At 40.8% G+C, this 19,179-nt stretch carries 14 protein-coding genes and 1 pseudogene; 11 read left to right on the top strand and 4 right to left on the bottom strand.

Features of this window, described 5'->3' with window-relative positions; translation table 11 throughout:
• The first annotated feature begins 3 nt into the window (after positions 1–3).
• Entirely contained in the window at positions 4–1,797 is a 1,794-nt protein-coding gene (locus P5G49_RS11615; RefSeq protein ID WP_301243972.1) for a S9 family peptidase, read from the top strand.
• Positions 1,798–1,842: 45 nt separating this feature from the next.
• Here the strand turns inward: P5G49_RS11615 and P5G49_RS11610 are convergent, their stop codons facing one another.
• Entirely contained in the window at positions 1,843–4,161 is a 2,319-nt protein-coding gene (locus P5G49_RS11610) for a glycerophosphodiester phosphodiesterase family protein (RefSeq protein ID WP_301244006.1), read from the bottom strand.
• A 390-nt stretch (positions 4,162–4,551) separates the two neighbouring features.
• On the opposite strand from P5G49_RS11610, the gene P5G49_RS11605 reads away from it, so the two are divergent.
• The 4 genes from P5G49_RS11605 to P5G49_RS11590 are packed head-to-tail and all read left to right on the top strand — an operon-like array spanning position 4,552 to position 9,248.
• Entirely contained in the window at positions 4,552–5,583 is a 1,032-nt protein-coding gene (locus P5G49_RS11605) for an ABC transporter substrate-binding protein (RefSeq protein WP_301243971.1), read from the top strand.
• Between the two features lie 16 nt (positions 5,584–5,599).
• A complete protein-coding gene (locus tag P5G49_RS11600; protein WP_301243969.1) occupies positions 5,600–6,730 on the top strand; it encodes an ABC transporter ATP-binding protein in 1,131 nt (376 codons plus the stop codon).
• Positions 6,727–8,430: an ABC transporter permease gene (locus tag P5G49_RS11595; protein ID WP_301243967.1), complete on the top strand. Its 1,704-nt coding sequence runs from the start codon at positions 6,727–6,729 to the stop codon at positions 8,428–8,430. Before P5G49_RS11600 ends, P5G49_RS11595 begins: the two co-directional genes overlap by 4 nt.
• Positions 8,431–8,465: 35 nt before the next feature.
• Positions 8,466–9,248 carry an HAD-IIA family hydrolase gene (locus tag P5G49_RS11590; RefSeq protein WP_363322180.1) on the top strand — a complete coding sequence of 261 codons (783 nt, stop codon included), beginning with the start codon at positions 8,466–8,468 and terminating at the stop codon, positions 9,246–9,248.
• On the opposite strand, the gene P5G49_RS11585 is transcribed toward P5G49_RS11590, so the two are convergent.
• Positions 9,243–9,815 carry a glycerol-3-phosphate responsive antiterminator gene (locus P5G49_RS11585; RefSeq protein ID WP_301243963.1) on the bottom strand — a complete coding sequence of 191 codons (573 nt, stop codon included), beginning with the start codon at positions 9,813–9,815 and terminating at the stop codon, positions 9,243–9,245. The genes P5G49_RS11590 and P5G49_RS11585 overlap by 6 nt on opposite strands.
• 326 nt (positions 9,816–10,141) lie before the next feature.
• On the opposite strand from P5G49_RS11585, the gene P5G49_RS11580 reads away from it, so the two are divergent.
• Entirely contained in the window at positions 10,142–11,782 is a 1,641-nt protein-coding gene (locus tag P5G49_RS11580; RefSeq protein ID WP_301243961.1) for a glycerol-3-phosphate dehydrogenase/oxidase, read from the top strand.
• Positions 11,783–11,882: 100 nt separating this feature from the next.
• Here P5G49_RS11580 and P5G49_RS11575 read toward each other — a convergent pair.
• Both P5G49_RS11575 and P5G49_RS11570 read right to left on the bottom strand, forming a co-directional pair.
• Positions 11,883–12,449, bottom strand: a pseudogene (locus tag P5G49_RS11575) (LysR family transcriptional regulator substrate-binding protein); the annotation flags it as partial.
• 21 nt (positions 12,450–12,470) lie between these two features.
• Complete coding sequence (locus tag P5G49_RS11570) at positions 12,471–12,767, bottom strand: LysR family transcriptional regulator (RefSeq protein ID WP_301243958.1); 297 nt, start codon at positions 12,765–12,767, stop codon at positions 12,471–12,473.
• A 127-nt stretch (positions 12,768–12,894) separates the two neighbouring features.
• On the opposite strand from P5G49_RS11570, the gene gltS reads away from it, so the two are divergent.
• From gltS to P5G49_RS11545, 5 genes are all read left to right on the top strand, one after another.
• On the top strand, positions 12,895–14,097 hold the full coding sequence (gene gltS, locus P5G49_RS11565; RefSeq protein ID WP_301243956.1) for a sodium/glutamate symporter: 1,203 nt from the start codon (positions 12,895–12,897) through the stop codon (positions 14,095–14,097).
• A 26-nt stretch (positions 14,098–14,123) separates the two neighbouring features.
• Positions 14,124–15,269: a M20/M25/M40 family metallo-hydrolase gene (locus P5G49_RS11560; RefSeq protein WP_301243954.1), complete on the top strand. Its 1,146-nt coding sequence runs from the start codon at positions 14,124–14,126 to the stop codon at positions 15,267–15,269.
• A gap of 285 nt (positions 15,270–15,554) precedes the next feature.
• A complete protein-coding gene (locus P5G49_RS11555; RefSeq protein ID WP_301243952.1) occupies positions 15,555–16,256 on the top strand; it encodes a hypothetical protein in 702 nt (233 codons plus the stop codon).
• Between the two features lie 1,011 nt (positions 16,257–17,267).
• On the top strand, positions 17,268–18,074 hold the full coding sequence (uppS, locus tag P5G49_RS11550) for an undecaprenyl pyrophosphate synthase (RefSeq protein WP_301243951.1): 807 nt from the start codon (positions 17,268–17,270) through the stop codon (positions 18,072–18,074).
• 149 nt (positions 18,075–18,223) lie between these two features.
• Positions 18,224–19,048 (top strand): flagellin N-terminal helical domain-containing protein, encoded by an 825-nt coding sequence (locus tag P5G49_RS11545; RefSeq protein WP_301243950.1) that lies wholly within the window; start codon positions 18,224–18,226, stop codon positions 19,046–19,048.
• The last annotated feature ends 131 nt before the right edge of the window (positions 19,049–19,179 follow it).

Genomic DNA, 19,179 nt, shown 5'->3' with positions numbered 1-19,179 from the left:
AAAATGGAAAACCGATTAACAAATTATCTAAATGTAGTTACAGCGTTCAATTCTTCTGCAATTCCTGGGAAACAGAAGTTTACATTTTTAAGCAAAAAGACTGGGATTCCGCAAGCCTATCTTTGGAATGGAAGTAATGAAGATATCAAACCGTACGGGGAATTTGAAGATCGAGTCATGTCTGTCTTTCATGCACCATCTGGAAAGAACTCCATAATTGGAATGGACTATCAAGGTAATGAAAAGCAACAATTTTACCTTGTGGATGAAGAAGGCAATTATAGGGACCTGGTCGTTGCTCCGGAATATTTTCATAACTTCGGCGGCTGGTCTACAGATGAAAGCAAAATCATCTATTCGAGTAATCGTCGGAATGCGGGTTGCTTTGATATTTTCATGCTTGACATAGCTACAGGGGAAGAGAAAGCGGTCTATGAATATGATGGGAATTGTGTCCCGATTTGTTGGATTACAAATAGTGAAAATGAAATTATCGTAAGTATCCAAGAAACGAATATTGACAACTCATTATATCTATTAACTATCGATTCGGGGGAAAGAAGGAAGATCGGTCCGAATGATATCTCGGCCAGATATAAATCAGTCGTGTTATCAAAAGATGAAAGAACTGCCTTCCTTTTATCCGATTTCGAGAATGATACGATGGGGATTTATAAATGTAAGTTAGATGAACCGGGTACTTTAGAGGAATTAGTTCATGAGCCGAAGTGGGATATCGAGGAAATCTCTCTAAATCCTAATCAACAAACAATCGTCTATAGTGTCAATATTGGCGGGACGACAGTTTTGAAAATGTATGATTTAGCTGAAAAAACGACCTCTGAAATAAAGAATGTTCCTAAAGGTGTTATCAGTTCAATTTCTTGGCTCGATGCAAATCGCTTCGTGTTTAGTATTAAAAGTCCATTACTACCAGGGGATGTCTTTGTCTACGATATGGATAATTCCGAAGCAGTGCGAGCGACTTATTTCGGTGTATCAGAGACAATTGAGCATCTGTGGACCGAACCGCAATTATGTACATTCCAATCATTTGATGGCTTAGAGGTCCCTTACTTTTATTATTCAAGGGAGGAAAAACCGAAAGCCGCTGTTGTGTATGTGCATGGTGGCCCGGAAAGCCAGATTAAACAAGACTTCAATCCTGTAATTCAGTATTTAGTTTCTGAAGGCTTCGCGGTAGTAGCCCCGAATGTCAGAGGAAGTATGGGATATGGACGGAAATATCTGCAAATGGACGATCGAAGAAAACGTATGGACTCCGTCGCCGATTTGGCAAGCTTGGTAGAGGATCTTGTAAAAAATAGGGGCGTAAACAAGGATAATATAGGAATTATAGGAAGAAGCTATGGCGGATTTATGGTGTTGGCCGCCGTGACCCATTACCCTGAACTATGGGCAGCTGGCGTTAATATCGTAGGAATTTCGCATTTCAAATCATTCTTAGAGAACACAGGACCGTGGCGAAGAAGATTACGAGAATGTGAATACGGTTATTTAGGCGAAGACGATGACTTCTTCGAAGAAATAGCACCGATGAACCATTTGTCCAAAATTAAAGCGCCACTGTTAGTTTTCCATGGCAGAAATGATACAAGAGTGCCAGTAAGCGAAGCAGAGCAGCTGACGAAAGAAATGCTCGATATGGACAAGGAAGTCGAACTTTTCATCTTCGAAGATGAAGGCCACCAAACCGACAAACTGTCCAATCATATAACATTGAACACGAAAGTCGTCGAGTTTTTCAATAAACACTTGTTGGTCGCGCATTGTTAATAATAAATCAGGAAGCCGAATCCATCGGCTTCCTGTTTTTTTTACTTATTCCACATTCACCTCAATAGGCTCTCCTACAACATTCCATTCTTTACCCAACATAGTAAACGTATGTTTAACAAAAACCTGTGCCGTTCCGCTGGAAACAGCCTCAATCGTATTTCCGTCAACTCTGACTACACCATTGTCACCAACAACGAATAGTTCAGACGAGATGTTCTCCTTTTTCGCTGTACGGAAATTGACAAAAGCTTTTGCGTTAACAGTTGATGTTTTTCCGACTTTTAAGTTGATTTTTTTAATCGGTGTTTCAATTTTGATTGGTGCGTCTGTCAACCACTGCGTGTAGTCGGTGATTGGGCCGATAAGTCCTTCTGTGAGCTTGTCGCGGAATGGTTCTTCTGCACGGAATGTCCAGTGCATTGTGAGCATGCCGCGTTGGCGCATGTATGTGATGAATTCTTGGTAGGTGCTTCCGTAGCTTGCGTTTAGGGTAACTCTATTGGAAGTCCCGTAATCCAACATTTTTTGTGCGTTCTTAATTTTTGCGCTTGTCGTTGCTGGTACGGCTGCTGAGTACAGATAGCCGACAGGGATTTCGGGTTTTATTGAAAACGAGTCAATCATGCTCCCTAAGTCGAAGTTTTGGATGATGACTTGGTCGACCATTCCCATGTCCTCGATTTCTTTGATCACTTGTTCCTCAAAGCCGGCTCCTTTTAATTCGATAAGAAGAATGACGTCCTTCTTCTTGAATTCCTCAAGAAACTCTTTCAATGTCGGAACCTTTTCTCCAGCGAATTCTTCACTGAACTTGCTGCCTGCATCTAATTGGCGGATTTCATCCAATGTAAGATCCTTAACCGCACCAGTTCCGTTTGTTGTCCGGTTTACTGTTAAATCATGCATGATAATGAGGTGCCCGTCTTTCGTTAATTGTACATCCGTTTCAATCATGTCCGCGCCTAAGTCATACGCCAGTCGATATCCGGCCATTGTGTTCTCAGGGGCAAGAGATGGAACCCCGCGGTGTGCGGCGACGATTGGTCGTTGCACAATCGTGTTTTCAGGATACTTTCCAAGTGCTTCAATGGATGCTTCAGGGTTGACAGTGATGATGCCATCGACCCCAGTGTGAATTAATGCATGTGCACCTTTCTCGTTTTCTGCACCAATTCCCCAAACGGCCACCATTCTTGTATGCAAGTAATGGACCTTTTCTGTATCAAGGACCTTTTCAGGAATCAACGCAACCTTCGCATTGCTCTTATGGACAGTTTGAATTAACTCATTCAGGTCATGTTTATTAAAAGAGTTCTTCGTATAGACAATTCCGCCACGTGCTGTCGGCATAAGGTCTGTAATCGCCTTTACGATTTGTGGGTTCGACGAAACGATATGAACGTCAGTTGTCTGTGTAGCATTCAGTGCATTAATAATTGTATCTTCAATGCCTTCTTGTTCAACCTGCAGAATCGGAATATGTCTGTTTTGAACATTGGCAAGCGCTTCTTCAAGTGGCATATTGTTTGTCATCAGTTCTCCCGCATGATTCTGTTCAACTTCAAGAAGAACGGAAGCCGTATTTGACGAGTTTGCAGCCGACAATGTTTGTCCAATCAGTGTTGGTGCATTAATGATATTCGACTCTACTTCATCCGGAAGGAATGCGCCTGCATTTTCAATGGGCGGCAGTTCATTCTCAAACGTGGAGACCTTTACATTGTCGAATAAAACAGTAGACCCGTTTGCCTGGAAACCGATGTCTCCGTTGAGCCAGTTGGATGCTTGATCGGTATTGATGACTAATTTATTATTGATGAATTGTTGTACGCGATTACCGCTTGCGATAATTTTTATGCGATACGGTTTGTTGTACGCTAACTTTTCAGTGAAAAATGTGGCTTCCGAAACGACCCATTGATTTTTCGAATTGCGCTCCGCGAACTCTGCACCATTCAGTGCGGTTGTCCCCCTACGAACGGCGAATTGATAGTAAGGATAATTTGACGACTGGACCCTGTACATCATGGATGCCCAACGCGTATCCTCAACCGCTGAAACGAAAGTCATATCCGCTTCGAAAACGATATTCCCGTTTTTATCCGGAAGTGGTACAAGTACCCTCGCAGGTGTTGCCGAAGATGGTGAGGTCAACTTTAACTTTCCATCTTCAACGGACGCTTGTCCCTCGATAACGCTCCATCCGTCCGGTAAATCCCCTTCAAGCTGATCGAAATTCTCTTCAACAAGAATCGTCTGCGCCGCGCTTGTTTCACCGGCAACGCCAAATAAATAACCGCCCCCAGTCAGCAACACGACCATACAAATGATCAACAGCTTTGTCCACCCATTTCTTGCCATTCCCACAACAACTCCTCCTTTGGAATCAGGTCACCTTTATAGCAACCTATCAAGTTATCGAAACGTAGTACACATGATTCTTAATTATTTGAAAGTTAGACACTCTAAAACAATCAAAAACGATTCTTTCCTACTTGATTGGTGCAGGAAACCATTTCCTTTGTCGGAGATTCAGAGTAGGATATTTCGGGTACCCAAGGATTTGCACGGCGCTCCAAAAGAAAATAGTCATTAAACTATTGCATTTCTGATAATCTGATATATACTAAGATTTAGTTGTATATAGGCAGAGACCATGAGATGAAAGCCTAAATGAAAGCCCTTACTAAAACAGGGTCTCATTTTGCATTCGTCTCTTTTTTGTCTATAAATTTTTAAAGGGGGATTCACATGAAGAAAAGATTGGGTGGATTGGCTGCGGGTGTTTTACTTGCAGCAGGAATATTGACAGGATGTGCAGGTGGCGGATCATCATCGGGGGCCGGCGATAAAGGTCGGATCACTCTTTACTCACCTGAAACGCCGGATTTCACGAAGGAATTGGCTGCAAAGTATGAGGAATTACATGGTCAGAAAGTCGATGTTCACTACGCTGGGACAAATATCTTAGTGAATCAGATGATGGCTGAGAAAGACAATCCGAAAGCTGACGTTTGGTACGGTGGTGGAGGAATCCTTCCGTTTGAAGCGGCAGTTGAGCGTGGAATCCTTGCTTCCTATATTCCAGATTTCGCTGCGGACTGGGACATTGTGGAGAACGGAATTAAGTTGAAGCACCAAGATGGAAAATATGTCGGAGTTGAACTTTTCGTATTAGGTTTTTCTTATAACACAGATTTAGTTACTGAAGAAGAAGCGCCAAAGACATGGGCTGACTTACTTGACCCGAAATGGGAAGGGAAAATTCAATTCCCGAACCCTGCAGCATCCGGTACAGCAACTCTAATGGTTATGGACCAAATGATGCAGCAAGGTGAAGAAAAAGCATGGGAGTTCTTCGAAAAGCTTGTAAAACAGGCAAACTCGATTCCTGACTCCGGTTCTGCTCCAACAAAAGCGGTAGCGATGGGTGAAGCGCATATCGGTATCGGATTCGACTTCATGGCATATGAGCAAAAGGCTAAAGGTGAAACGGTAGACTTTATCGTTCCTGATAAAACACCAGTACTTGTTAACCCTGCAACATTGATTGAAGGCGGTCCGAATGCTGAAGGCGGTAAGAAGTTCATCGACTTCCTACTATCTAAAGAAGCACAACAAATCATGGCTAACTGGTACCATATTCCAATCAACCCAGAAGTCGAGTCAAAAACGCCATTGACGCTTGAAAAAGTGAAAGCGCATGCGGTTGACCTTGACATTGACTGGGTGAATGAAAACTATGACCGTGTTCGTAATGAATGGAAAGACAAATTTCAGTAAGTAAGGGTGAAGATGAATGGGATCAGTAAGAATTGAAAAAATGACAAAATCATTTGGGGATTTTACTGCCCTTCACGACATTAACCTTGATATCAAGGAGGGCGAGTTCTTCGCCCTTCTTGGTCCTTCGGGATGTGGGAAAACAACAACAATGCGCTGTATAGCGGGTTTTGAAAATCCAACATCAGGAAGAATATACATAGGGGATCGTGAAGTTGAGAAAATTCCTGCGAATAAACGGAATTGCGGTATGGTGTTCCAAAGCTATGCACTGTTTCCGCATATGAATGTATTCGAAAACGTTGCGTACAGTTTGAACATTAAACAACTGAATGCAAGCAATCCTATTAAACAAATGGGGATTTACGGACGTTTACTTTCAAGCCGTTTAGGAAAATATCCAGCTGATATCAGAAATAAAGTAATGGAAATATTAAAGTATGTCGAATTGGATAATCATGCTGACCGTTTAACGAGTGAATTATCCGGTGGTCAACAGCAACGTGTTGCCCTCGCAAGAGCATTGGTTATGGAGCCAGCAGTTCTTCTTATGGATGAGCCATTATCCAACTTGGACCAGAAATTGCGTCACTCCATGAGAAACACGATCCGTAAGATTCAACAGGACTTGGGCATTACAACGATTTTCGTAACACATGACCAAGAGGAAGCGATGAGTATGGCTGACCGTGTTGCGGTTATGGATAAGGGCCATATCGTCCAAATCGGAACTCCAACTGATTTATACAGTAATCCTTCTTCACCGTTTATCGCAGATTTCGTTGGAACTTCCAATATCCTTGAAGGTACTGTGGAAGGCGAAGAGAATGGATTTACAGTTGTAAAAGGTGAAGGCTTCTTGCTTCGTTCATCTACTAAAACAAAGAAAAAATCCGTAGACGTCATTATCCGACCTGAACACGTAAAAGTGGAAGCGGCTGATAGCGTTATTGATCATAATGAAACGAATGTTATTGAAGGAACAGTCATCATGTCGACGTATTTAGGCTCCATTGTTCGATATGACGTTCAAGTCGGATCGTACCAACTGATTGTCGACACCACTTATTCCTCAGGCGCTAACATTTTTGAGGAAGGGAAAAAGGTTAAGTTGACCGTTGAACACGAGAGGGTGCTGTTAATATGAATCGTTTAAAAAACAGCTTAAATGGATTAACGGTAGTAAAGGTTCTCATCTTTATATTCTTTGGTTTATTCATGTTACTTCCACTCCTCTCGGTTTTTGTCGTCAGTTTTACGGGTGAACCGACAAATCTATTGGGTGCTTTGACAGATCCGGCGATTTTAAATTCGACAATTGAAAAGTTCAAGAACATTTCATTGGATAACTATAAAAGGATTTTTTCAAACGCTGGATATGCCACTGCATTGAAAAATAGCCTTGTGTTGGCGTTTACTGTTACCATCATCATTATCCTCGTTTGTATACCCCTTGCATATGGGATTGCAAGGACGAAAATGCCTTTTAAAAAGACGATTTCCGCATTATGTATGATTCCGTTGATTGTTCCAACTTTCATCTCTGCATATGCATTTATCATCATGTTTGGCCGCGCTGGATGGGTAACGCAAATCTACAATGCACTTGGCGGAGAAGGGATGTTACTAAATCCTTATTCGATGGCGGGTGTTGTTGCAGTTCAGGTATTCTTCTTTTTCCCTTATGCATTATGGCCATTAGTGGCGGCGTTTAAAGTGAGCGACATCAGCCTGGAAGAGGCCTCACAGAATTTAGGGGCGAAAAGCTGGTTCACGTTCATATTCGTCACGTTTCCACTTGCATTGCCGGGCGTCATCTCGAGTGCTTTGCTAATTTTCACGGTAAGCTTCTCGGATTTCGGAAGTCCGATCGTACTTGCACCAAAAGACTTGAACCTGTTAGTCGTTGAAGCGTATCGGGAAATCTCAGGGTTCTTTAACTGGGGCGGGGCAGCCATCCTTACAGTTGTCATGGTAATTGTGGCGGCATTCTTCTTCTATTTGCAGCATCTATTTACGAAGGGGAAAAACTACGGCTCAGTTTCCGGAAAACCGAAGCAACAGAAGTTGATTGAGAATAAATTATTGACACGCGTTCTATCTGGTTATTCCCTATTTATCGTATTGATTCCACTACTTGCAATGCTTTCAGTGGCACTTCAATCAGTCGCGACAACATGGGGGAAGGATTTGTTGCCAAGTGGTTATACATTGAATCACTATAAGACGATCTTCTCCACTTCCATGGGGAACATCCAAAACAGTATCATGCTTGCGACAGGTGCATTGGTTTTAAGTGTAATCGTCGCAACGTTTGTATCGTATTTCGTTGTACGTCAGAATTCAGCGAAGTTAGATTTCATCGCTTCGATTCCATTAGTTGTGCCAGGAATCGCTTTCGGTATTGCATTGATTCAGACATTCAACACGGCTCCACTTCAGTTGACAGGAACTGCTTTACTTTTAATCATCGCTTATACAATTCGACGACTCCCTTATATGGTTCGTTCGACAATGGGATCGATGCGGGCTATTAAAGCGGATATCGAAGAAGCAGCGGTTAACTTAGGGGCTACCCCTTTGACAGCGGCGATTACAATCGTTGGACCTTTAATGTTGCCGGGGATTGCTGCGGGATCCGTGCTTGTTTTCATCACAGTTATTAAAGAGGCGAGTGTTTCTATCTTGCTTGCACCACCTGAATGGGCTCCAATGAGTTTGGCGATCTTCCAAAACATCTTGCGCGCAGAGTATTATTCAGCAGCTGCGATGTCGGTCATCCTTGTTGCATTGGTGTTGATTTTGCAAGCAATTGCAAGCTTCATAGGCAAGAAACAACAGCTTTAATACCGCACCCTGGCCTTTAACATAATTGATTTGGAGTGAGCTTTTTGAAAGGTTTTATCTTTGACTTGGATGGAACAATCTATCTTGACGACCATATAATAGATGGTGCTGCAGAAGCTATCAAATCCCTTAAGGACCGCGGGGATAAAGTCGTGTTCCTGACGAATAAATCAATTGCAAGCCGTAAAGATTATGTCGTTAAATTAAATGCCTTAGGGATTGAAGTTGAACTTGACGAGGTCATTAATTCCAACTACATTACTGCTCATTATTTGAAAAATGAAATGAAAAATGATGACGCGGTTTACGTAATTGGTGAGGGGCCTTTATTCGATGAATTGGCAAGTGAAAACATTAAGTTGGCGGAAAATCCTGTTAGCGCATCTCATGTTGTATTAGGGTGGGATCGCGAATTCAATTATGAGAAATTGAACAATGCATTCCAAGCTTGGAAAAATGGAGCAGAAATCATTGCGACAAACCCAGATCGGACGTGCCCAGTGAAAGACGGCGAAATCCCTGATTGTGGCGCAATGATTGGTGCCCTTGAAGGGGCGACCGGTGAACCGGTGAAGATGATCACTGGAAAGCCCTCATTGTTAATGGCTGAATATGTATTGAAAAATGTATTAGGCATGGAAGCCGGCCACTGTTATATGGTCGGTGACCGTCTGGAAACGGATATTAAAATGGCGAATGACGCGGGAATCCATTCCGTCTTAGTCTTGTCAGGTATTACGAATGAAGAAATGCTGAACAAATCCGAGCATGAACCAAATTTCGTACTGGACAGTGTTAAAGACATCGCGGCATTATAAGTCAAATTGCCACATTTCCGGATCACCGGAGGAAACGGCTAATGCGCCAGCTTGCAAAGCTTCGTGAACTTCTGATAGGTCCGTGATCAAACCGCCGGCGATGATTGGATATTGAAGATCCCTTGATAGTTGGTCAATCACTTTAGGGATAATGCCAGGCAGTATCTCAACAGCATCCGGTTGACAGGATTTGACCATTTCAATTCCTTTCTCAACGGCGGCTTGGTCCAATAGAAAGATACGTTGTATCGTTTTTAGCCCCAATTCCTTTGCAGCTTTAACAACATTGCTCTTTGTTGTAATGATGCCGGTCGGCTTCCAATATTCTGCAACATAGCTAAGTGCACTACGGGAATTGGATATTCCGTCAATAAAGTCCATGTGAAGAAACACATGCTTATCGGCCTTGCGCAACTGTTCAATATAGTTGGCAATGGTCATCAGATTCCCGGTTAGAAGGAAGACAATATTGACATTGGATGTCAGTGCGTGTTTTAAATCCTCCTCACTTTTTACGGAGGCAATCATCTGGGATTCCACCATGTCAACTAATTTCAATTTATTCATCCTCTCGATAAATAAGAAATGGTGATTCTTCTATTATAATAGTATAGAAGATGAAATTTTGGAAATAATTTTTTAGGTGCCTGTGCACGGAACTATTCAGTTAATACACTACAATTGCATAAATATGAATGATGGAGTATAGTGGTGACAAGCTTTCGTATTGAGGTATTGTATTTTTATTCAAACTGTCTGAATAAACATGAATGTTTCTTGCACAGGTACCTTTACAATTTTATAAGGTCAGAGATTATGAGAAAAGACCATTACAATTCCTGCACTTGGCAGGGATATTGTAATGGTCTTTTTTAATATAGGAGGGTGTAAATATGAAGTCATTTTCATTTAATGGCAGACAAGAATTATTAGGTAGAATTGAAAATGAGCATTATGATGTGATTATTATCGGAGGCGGAATTACAGGAACGGGCATCGCTCTTGACTGTATAACGAGAGGTTTGAAGACGCTTTTAGTTGAAATGCAGGATTTTGCAGCGGGTACATCAAGTCGTTCCACGAAACTTGTCCACGGGGGATTGCGTTATTTGAAGCAATTCGAAGTTGGCATGGTTGCTGAAGTCGGTAAGGAAAGGGAAGTCGTTTATCGAAATGCTCCCCACGTCACACACCCAGAGTGGATGTTGCTGCCAATCTATCGTAAGGGGACATTCGGTAAGTATTCCACATCGCTTGGTTTGAAAGTTTACGACTTTTTGGCTGGAGTCAAAAGGGATGAACGCCGCAAGATGCTGTCGAGGGAAGAATGTTTGCGGAAAGAGCCTTTATTAAAAAAGAAAGATCTTTTAGCAGCAGGTTATTACGTGGAATACCGTACGGACGATGCGAGGCTGACAATTGAAGTTGCGAAAACCGCTTATACAAGGGGTGTCGACCTGCTAAATTACGCAAAAGTTGAGTCGTTTGAGTATGACATGAATGGCAAGGCTTCAGGGGTATATTTCAAGGACGTATTGAGTGAAAAGGGATATCTTGTTTTGGGCAAAAAGATCATCAATGCCACTGGTCCGTGGGTTGAAGATGTTATTGGACACGACCGGAAGATAGAGGGGAAAAGTCTATTTCATTCAAAAGGCGTTCATATCGTCATCGATGGTTCGAAATTTCCTTTGCGCCAAGCAGTCTATTTTGACACGCCCGACGACAGAATGGTATTTGCAATTCCAAGAAACGGGAAAACATATGTAGGAACGACCGATACCGAATATCATGGCGACTTGGTTAATCCGGAAATCACCGTGGAAGACAAACAGTATATATTGAAAAGCATTGCATTCATGTTTCCTGAGTTGCAGATCGACATGCAGGATATCGAATCTGCCTGGGCAGGCATCCGGCCGTTAATCCGCCAGGAAGGAAAAGGTCCATCCGAAATTTCTCGTAAAGATGAAATTTGGACATCTGAAACAGGCCTTATAACAATTGCAGGCGGAAAATTAACCGGTTACCGAAAAATGGCCGAAACCGTCACTGACATGATTTGCGAGCAATTAAAACAAGAAGGCAAGACGTGTACCAAGTCCATCACGAAGAACTTAAAGTTGTCCGGTGGGGATTTCAAGAATCCGGAAGACTACAATCAATTCATCCATGAAAGAGCCCAAGCGGTTGCTGCGCAATCAGGCATCTCACAGCGTGACGCAACAAGCATCCTTGCAACATACGGTACTAATACTGATTCAGTGACACGATACGCGGGCCAAGTATTGCAAGAAACCAACTTGCCATTAGCCATCAAACTGACCCTCCACTACGCAATCGAAGAAGAAATGGCCCTCACCCCTGCGGACTATTTCATAAGAAGAACTGGGGCAGTCCTCTTCGACATTGACTGGGTGAACAAATGGAAATACGAGGTTATCACGTATATGGCTATTTTGATGAAGTGGAGTATAGATGAGACGCAGATGCATATTGATGAGTTGAACCAGAGGATTGAGGAGATTTTGTAGATTTTATCCGAAAATATTAAAAGGCGGCTTTCCGGAAGATTTAACCGAAGAGCCGCCTATTTTGGTACCTACGGCAAACGTTAGAGGTATCGGTAGTTTTTTATTTTAATTCATCGAATAAGCGCAGCATGTTATTTACTGTAGGCGGTAGATAGCGATCTTTCATTAGACTAATATATACGTTTCTTGTCGGAGTTGGATTACATATTTGGACCATATGAAGCACCTCCATACGTTGGGGTGAGTACTTTAGATAACTTTCGGGGATAACCGTAACGCCTAATCCGAATTCGACAAGACTACATGCCAACTCCAAATCATCAACGACATACCTTCCTTTTGGATTAACATTTGTTTGATTGCATGCTGTTAAAAAGACTTGCTGGATTTGATATTCCTCAGGATATTGAATGAAATTTTCATTTTGTATTTCAGTTAAATCAATTGTTTTCCTGCTGCTTAGGTGATGTGACTTATTAGTTAACAAGATAAAATTCTCAGTGAAAATTGGGTAACAGACGAGTGAAGGATCCGTTACTTCATAAACGGTGATGGCAAAGTGGATATCGTAACTTTTTAATGATTCGATAATTTCTTTGGAGCGAATAATGTTCTTAAAATTAATTCTCACATTTGGATATTCTTTGCTGAAGGACTGAATGATGGTAGGAAGCCAAAAGCGAGAAGATTATATGATTCCAATATGTATTTCTCCTTTCCCGATCTTTTTGATTTCCTCCATTTCTTTCAATGTTATCGTGTACAAACCAAGTATTTTTTTCGCATGTACATACAAAGCCTCCCCCATCTCGGTTAAAATCACTTCCCTCGTTGTTCGTTCAATTAATTTTGAACCGAAATTCTCCTCCATTTTCTTTATCATGTTTGAAAGGGAAGGCTGCGAAATAAATAGTTCTTCAGCTGCTTTAGTGAAGTTTTTGTTTCTTGCAATGGACTCGAAGTATTTTAGATGCCGTATATCCATATGTTGTGCTCCTTTGTATTTATAGCTTGAGACTATAACGTTATTGTTATTTAGTATTATACATTATAGATGAACTATCTTACAATTTAGAATGTAAGTAAAATATTCGAAAAGGGGTGTGTGACAGATGTTTTCTTTTCAACTTGGGGTAGTTGAAACATTGTGTTTGGCGTTGGCTTTATTGTTATTGGGGTCATATTTAGCTAAAAATATTAACTTTTTAGGGAAATTTTGTATTCCTGCTCCGGTTATAGGTGGATTTTTATTTGCAATCGTCGCTGCGATACTTAGAGGATTCGGTTTAATAGAAATTTCGCTGGACACCACACTACAGTCTTTGTTTATGTTAGCTTTCTTTACGACTGTTGGATTGGGAGCTAGTTTTACCCTTATTCGAAAAGGGGGAAAGCTACTTGTAATTTATTGGTTGATATGTGGTGCTTTGGCGTTTATTCAAAATGTAATTGGTGTTTCGCTTGCTAAAGTGTTTGGCCTGCAGCCTTTGATTGGAATTATGGTTGGTGCAGTTTCGATGGAAGGTGGACACGGGGGAGCGGCAGCATTCGGTGAAACGTTGGAGAGTTTGGGGATCGACTCCGCTGTAACAGTCGGTCTGGCAGCTGCAACACTTGGATTGATTGCTGGTGGGTTAGTTGGGGGACCCATCTCAAAATATTTAATAACTAAAAATAACTTGAAACCAAATGAAAACGCTGTCAACTTGGTTGATTTGGAGAGTGCGGTTAAAACAGATGAGAAGAAATTGACTGCGAATCTATTCATTAATCAAGTCTTCATTATTACCCTTTGTATGAGCCTTGGTACCCTATTAGGAAAATACTTTTCAGAAATTACCGGGTTTGTACTTCCTGGATATGTAGGTGCAATGTTTGTTGCGATTATAGTTAGAAATGCGATGGATAAATTGAAGATGAAGTATTTTGACTTGAAAGGTACGACTATAATCGGGGACCTTTCGTTAGGAATCTTCTTGTCTATGGCGTTGATGAGCATACAACTATGGCAGTTGGCTGATATGGCTTTACCAATGGTTCTCATTATTGCAGTGCAAGTTATCTTTATGGTATTGTTCACGATTTTCGTTGTATTTAGGTTACTTGGTAAGAACTTCGATGCTGCCGTTATGGCTGGTGGATTAGCTGGACACGGACTGGGAGCTACTCCGAATGCAATTGCAAATATGGATGCAATCACAAGAAAGTATGGTCCATCTCCTACGGCTTTCTTAATAATACCAATCGTTGGTGCATTTTTGGTGGACGCTTTATATATTCCAATCATCTTAGCATTTATTAACTTCTTTAGTTGATTGTTAGAGAAAGGATTTGAATTTGTATGAGTAAAGGAATAAAGGTGAATGAAGAAAGACTATTGGAGAGTTTCATAGAGTTAGCTAAAATTAACGGGCCAAGTGGAAGTGAGAAACCCGTAGCAGACTTTATTGTTCCCATACTTGAGAAGCTTGGGTTTACATTAGAATTTGATGAGGCGCATAAAAACTTTGGAGGGGATTGTGGAAATCTAATTGCCTACTGGAAAGGAACAAACCCATCGGCTCAACCATTGTTTTTTTCAACACATTTAGATACGGTTCTTCCTACAAAAGGGCTCCAACCTGTTATTAAAGACGGAGTCATCTACACGGACGGGACTACGATTCTTGGTGCAGATGATCGGGCTGCGTTGGCAGCATATATAGAAGGGATTCGAGTCATTCAGGAAACAGGTATGCCTTGCGGGCCGATAGAGTTAGTTTTGACTGTGAATGAACAGCCGGGATTAGTCGGAGCAACGTACTTGGACTATTCAAAGGTTAGGAGTAAAAAAGGTTATATTTTCGATAGTAGTGGCGATGTAGGACAAATCATTCAACAAGGTCCATTTAGCAGCCGGTTCCATTGTGAATTGATAGGGAATCAATCACATATCGGGCTCAATCCCGAAGAAGGCATTAATGCTTTTCAGATAGCAGCAAAAGCAATCATGGATTTAAGATTAGGACAGTTAGATCCTGACACCCTTGTAAATATTGGTACAATTCACGGAGGGGAAATGTCTTCCATTATTCCTGGAGAAGTTAAGCTTGTTGGAGAGGTGCGTTGTTTCCATAAAGAAGGGCTCGAACAACAACTCGATAAAATTAAGGATGTAATGGCTGTGGCCGCAGAAAGCTATGGAGGTAAAGCGAATGTTCGTATCGAAAAGAAATATTTAGGCTTCTATTCACCTTCCGATTCTGTCCTTGTTCAAAATGCAGTTCAAGCTGCTGAAAGCATTGAAGTAGAAAATTATGTAACAAGAACGTTAGGCGGTGCAGATACAAATATCCTGAATGAAAATGGATTACAGTGCATTACCTTAGGAAATGGTTTTAGAAACATTCATACTGTAAACGAACATATCTCGATTGAAAACTTAAATAACACTGCCCGCTATATGATTGGGTTGGTGGATGAATGGTACAAAACCCATTTGTCGTAAGGACTTGTAAGGACTAACGCTCGAGGTAGGTTTTGAATAAACATCTAACATACCAAAAGGTCAATCGTAGCTTAGCTATCGGCTGACCTTTTTTTACATCCAATCTTTCCTACCCATCTCCCAAATTAGTAATATATACAGGAAGGACTTTCCATTCTTTTGTCGAATATAGGTACCAAGAAGGGAAGGGGATGCGAGACTATTTGGATGGTATAAAGAATTAGCTGTGACGCCTCGTATTTTGGACATGCAACACAGAAGAAATTTATCGGGAGTGTAGTCAAGATGATTAATGAAATGTTGGATCTGTATTTAGAGCCAACCAAAGAGGATATCTACCACCGTTATAACTCGTGGCATCATTGCCGTGGCTATTTCGCAACCCACCACAAACGGTTGCAGGAGGAATCTATCCAAGAGGTTGCCGCTTTACAATTAGGATTTTACTTGGCAGGTTGTGAAGTTCGAAGCAATTCCGGCCTGTTTCACAAAGATTATAAGATTCACTTAAAATTTATCAGTACTGTTGCTAATAAAGCGGATTACGAAGCTTTTCATTCGGGACAGTTACCGAAGGAAGATCAGGTAGGTCTTTTGATAGATTTGATAAATGAAACGCAAGAATGTTATGGGGAATTCGGAGTTTCAGATATGCTTGTTACAAAAATCCTCTTGGGCGTGTTCGGTATTATTCCTGCTTATGACGACTATTTCAAAAATGGACTAAAGTTACATAGTATGGAGAGCACCCTCACGGAGGAATCTTTGAAGGAATTAATCCTTTTTTATAAAGCGTATGAAGTGGAATTTAATCCGTATTTGGATAGTGGCTATACTCCAATGAAGTTGGTTGATATGTATTTTAGACAGGTAACTAAATATAATAAGCATGCATCGAAGATAATTCAGTCTGGCCTTGAATCATCTGATTGTGAAAATAGCAAAATGCCTAATAATCAAACAATGGAAAAAGAAGTACGTGTATAATAGCTATCATATCCTATTTATAGACTTTCCTTTTAAGGTAATAAAGTACCAGTTAGTTCCACGGGGAATTAGCTGGTATTTATTCTTCAAGAAATCTTTCCTCTAACTTTACATAAAGAAAACATAACAAAAAAGGCATACCGGAAAGTTACAGTTAACTTTCGGATTGCCCCTTTCCCCCAAGAATCTATTCCTCTTTTATCCCTTTCTTCTAACATGTCCACAACGCCGGCATGTATTGGAATAGTAGTCCATCCGATGGTACCCGGATAGCTTACATAGCCATTTTCCCATCCACTTTGACATAAAATCCTCCTTCCATAAAACACTGGTTGGTGATAATTAATTTATTCAGAGTTATTAAAAGATAGTGAATAAGTAAAATGATTGCGTACCGTTATTATACACCCTATATTAGGTTTTACCTATAGATTGCGAATAAATAATGTGGAATTTCTTTCGACAACGCATTTCGACCTATTTCGTCGTGCAGTGAACTGGTTTTTAACAATCAAACGACTTAGATATGGCGAAATGGATATGTAAAAGGCATTAGATGAGAATATTTTGTCGCATTTTGTAGTGCGTTAACATCATATATGTTGAATCAAAAAGAATTGGTTACAGGCAAAAACGTAAATTACACTGGCTGGTACTTGACTACTCTTCTGACAGGTTGCGAATTTGTAGGAAGTTTCTGATGGTTTTGTTTCCTCGGGAACCTTTGGTGATATGACGCGTCCTGAATAGTAGATAACTATTTTTGTGAGTTTAATAGACCCATTAATTAGTGATAAAGTCCGTATTTAAAATTAATTATTTCACATAATTGGTAGCAATAATTCGGCGAGATAGTAGGCCTAATAAACCAATGAAATTGAAATTGTATTCCAATTCGACAAGAAGAGTGATATAGTGACAATATGACTCTATCATCTTGAGAAATATACAAATAATTGAAAATAAATAGTGACCAAATAGTTGATGGGAGAGAAAAGTAGGAGGGACAGTATGCTTGAAAAAATTTGGTGGAAGAAGTCACCAGATGTAGAGGAGAAAACTTTATCCTTTCGTGTTGATGAGGTCCGACAGAAAATTGTCCCCTCCCATGTAGCAATTATTATGGATGGAAATGGACGATGGGCAAAACAACGTAATCTACCGCGTGTAATGGGGCATCGTGAAGGTATGAATACCGTACGTAAGATCACGCGATTTGCTAATCGACTCGGTATTCGTGTGTTAACCTTATACGCATTTTCCACCGAAAATTGGAAAAGACCAAGATTTGAAGTCGATTTCCTTATGAAGCTCCCTGTCGAGTTTTTATCCACATATCTGCCTGAACTTATTGAGGAAAACGTAAGGGTAGAAATGATTGGTGATTTTTCAGCATTACCATCACATACACAAAAGGCCATCAAAAATGCGATGGACGCAACGGCTACCAATGATGGTCTTGTTTTGAACTTTGCAATGAACTACGGCAGTCGCCTTGAATTGGTGGATGTGGTGAAAGCGATTGGGGAAATGACTAAAAATGGGGAGATTCGCCCGGAGGATATTGATGAAGCACTCATTGAATCCAAGCTAATGACCTCCCATTTACCAGAGCCTGACTTGTTGATCCGAACGAGTGGAGAAATTAGATTATCAAATTTCATGTTATGGCAGTTAGCTTATGCCGAGTTCAATTTCACGGATGTCTATTGGCCGGATTTTGATGAAGAATGTTTGTTGAGTGCTGTTGAGGATTTCCAAGCAAGGTGCCGTCGTTTTGGCGGTGTGAATGAGGGAATAGGGGCGTTAAACAAATGATTGGGGATACCATTGTGGTATCTCTTTTTTTTATTATTTGTTAGGTATAAGGATACTATTTATAATATTTTTTCAATGGTATTATTACAATACAGGTAGTAAGTAGTATGCTATACGTATTAGGAAAATAGAAAAACAAGGGAATGGGAATGGGGAAAATGAGAATAAACCACAATATATCTAATCTCAACAATTATAGGAATCAACAGCTTACTAATAATTCAATAACAAAGTCACTCAATAAATTATCGTCCGGACAGAGAATTAATACTGCGGGCGACGATGCATCCGGGTTAGCTATATCTGAAAAGATGCGTGGACAAATCAGGGGGCTTGAGGAAGCAGCCAAAAATATTGACGTCGGTATATCTCTAATTCGAGTTGCCGATGGAGGGCTTGGTCTAATATCCGATCCCAATTTGATGCGATTACGGGAACTGACTGTGCAAGCCGCCAGCGATACTGTGTCTGACACGGATCGTGAATTTATCCAAATAGAAGTCAATGGGATTTTAGAAGGGATAGACGACCTCGCGATGTCGACCGCATTCCAAAACAAGAAATTATTGAATGGTAAAAATGAAGAATTCATTATCCAAGTTGGTCCTAATGCAGGACATCAGTTTAAGATTCAACTGACGGATGCAACAGCTGATAACCTTGGATTAGATCCTTTTTTAGTGAAAACACGTGCAGACTCCGAGTCATTAATTACAAAAGTGGACAAAGCTATAAATCAAGTCTCTTCCGAACGGTCCAAATTTGGAGCTTATGAAAATGTTCTTGAGCATATAGGCTCAAGCGTGAAAAACTATCAAGAGAATTTAATCGCTGCCGAATCACGTCTACGGGATGTGGATATTGCTAAGGAAGTCACGGAACTTACAAGTAATCAAACTATCTTACAAGCCGCCCAAGCTATGATGAAAAAAGCGAATGAAATCTCAACTGAGATATTGCAACTCTTAAAGTGAAATTTATTTTGGACTAATATAGGGGCCCTACAGAGTCACATTGATTTCTGTAGGGTCTTTTTATTTTTGGATTGGATGCGGGAAGCTTCCAAAGAGGGGCTCTCTTTTTTGTATCAACCGCGGCGAAGGAT

This window comes from Sporosarcina highlanderae (genome assembly GCF_030433715.1).
Taxonomy (GTDB): Bacteria; Bacillota; Bacilli; order Bacillales_A; family Planococcaceae; genus Sporosarcina; species Sporosarcina highlanderae.
Note: the sequence above shows the minus strand (reverse complement) of the source record. Positions and strands in the feature narration are given on the sequence as shown.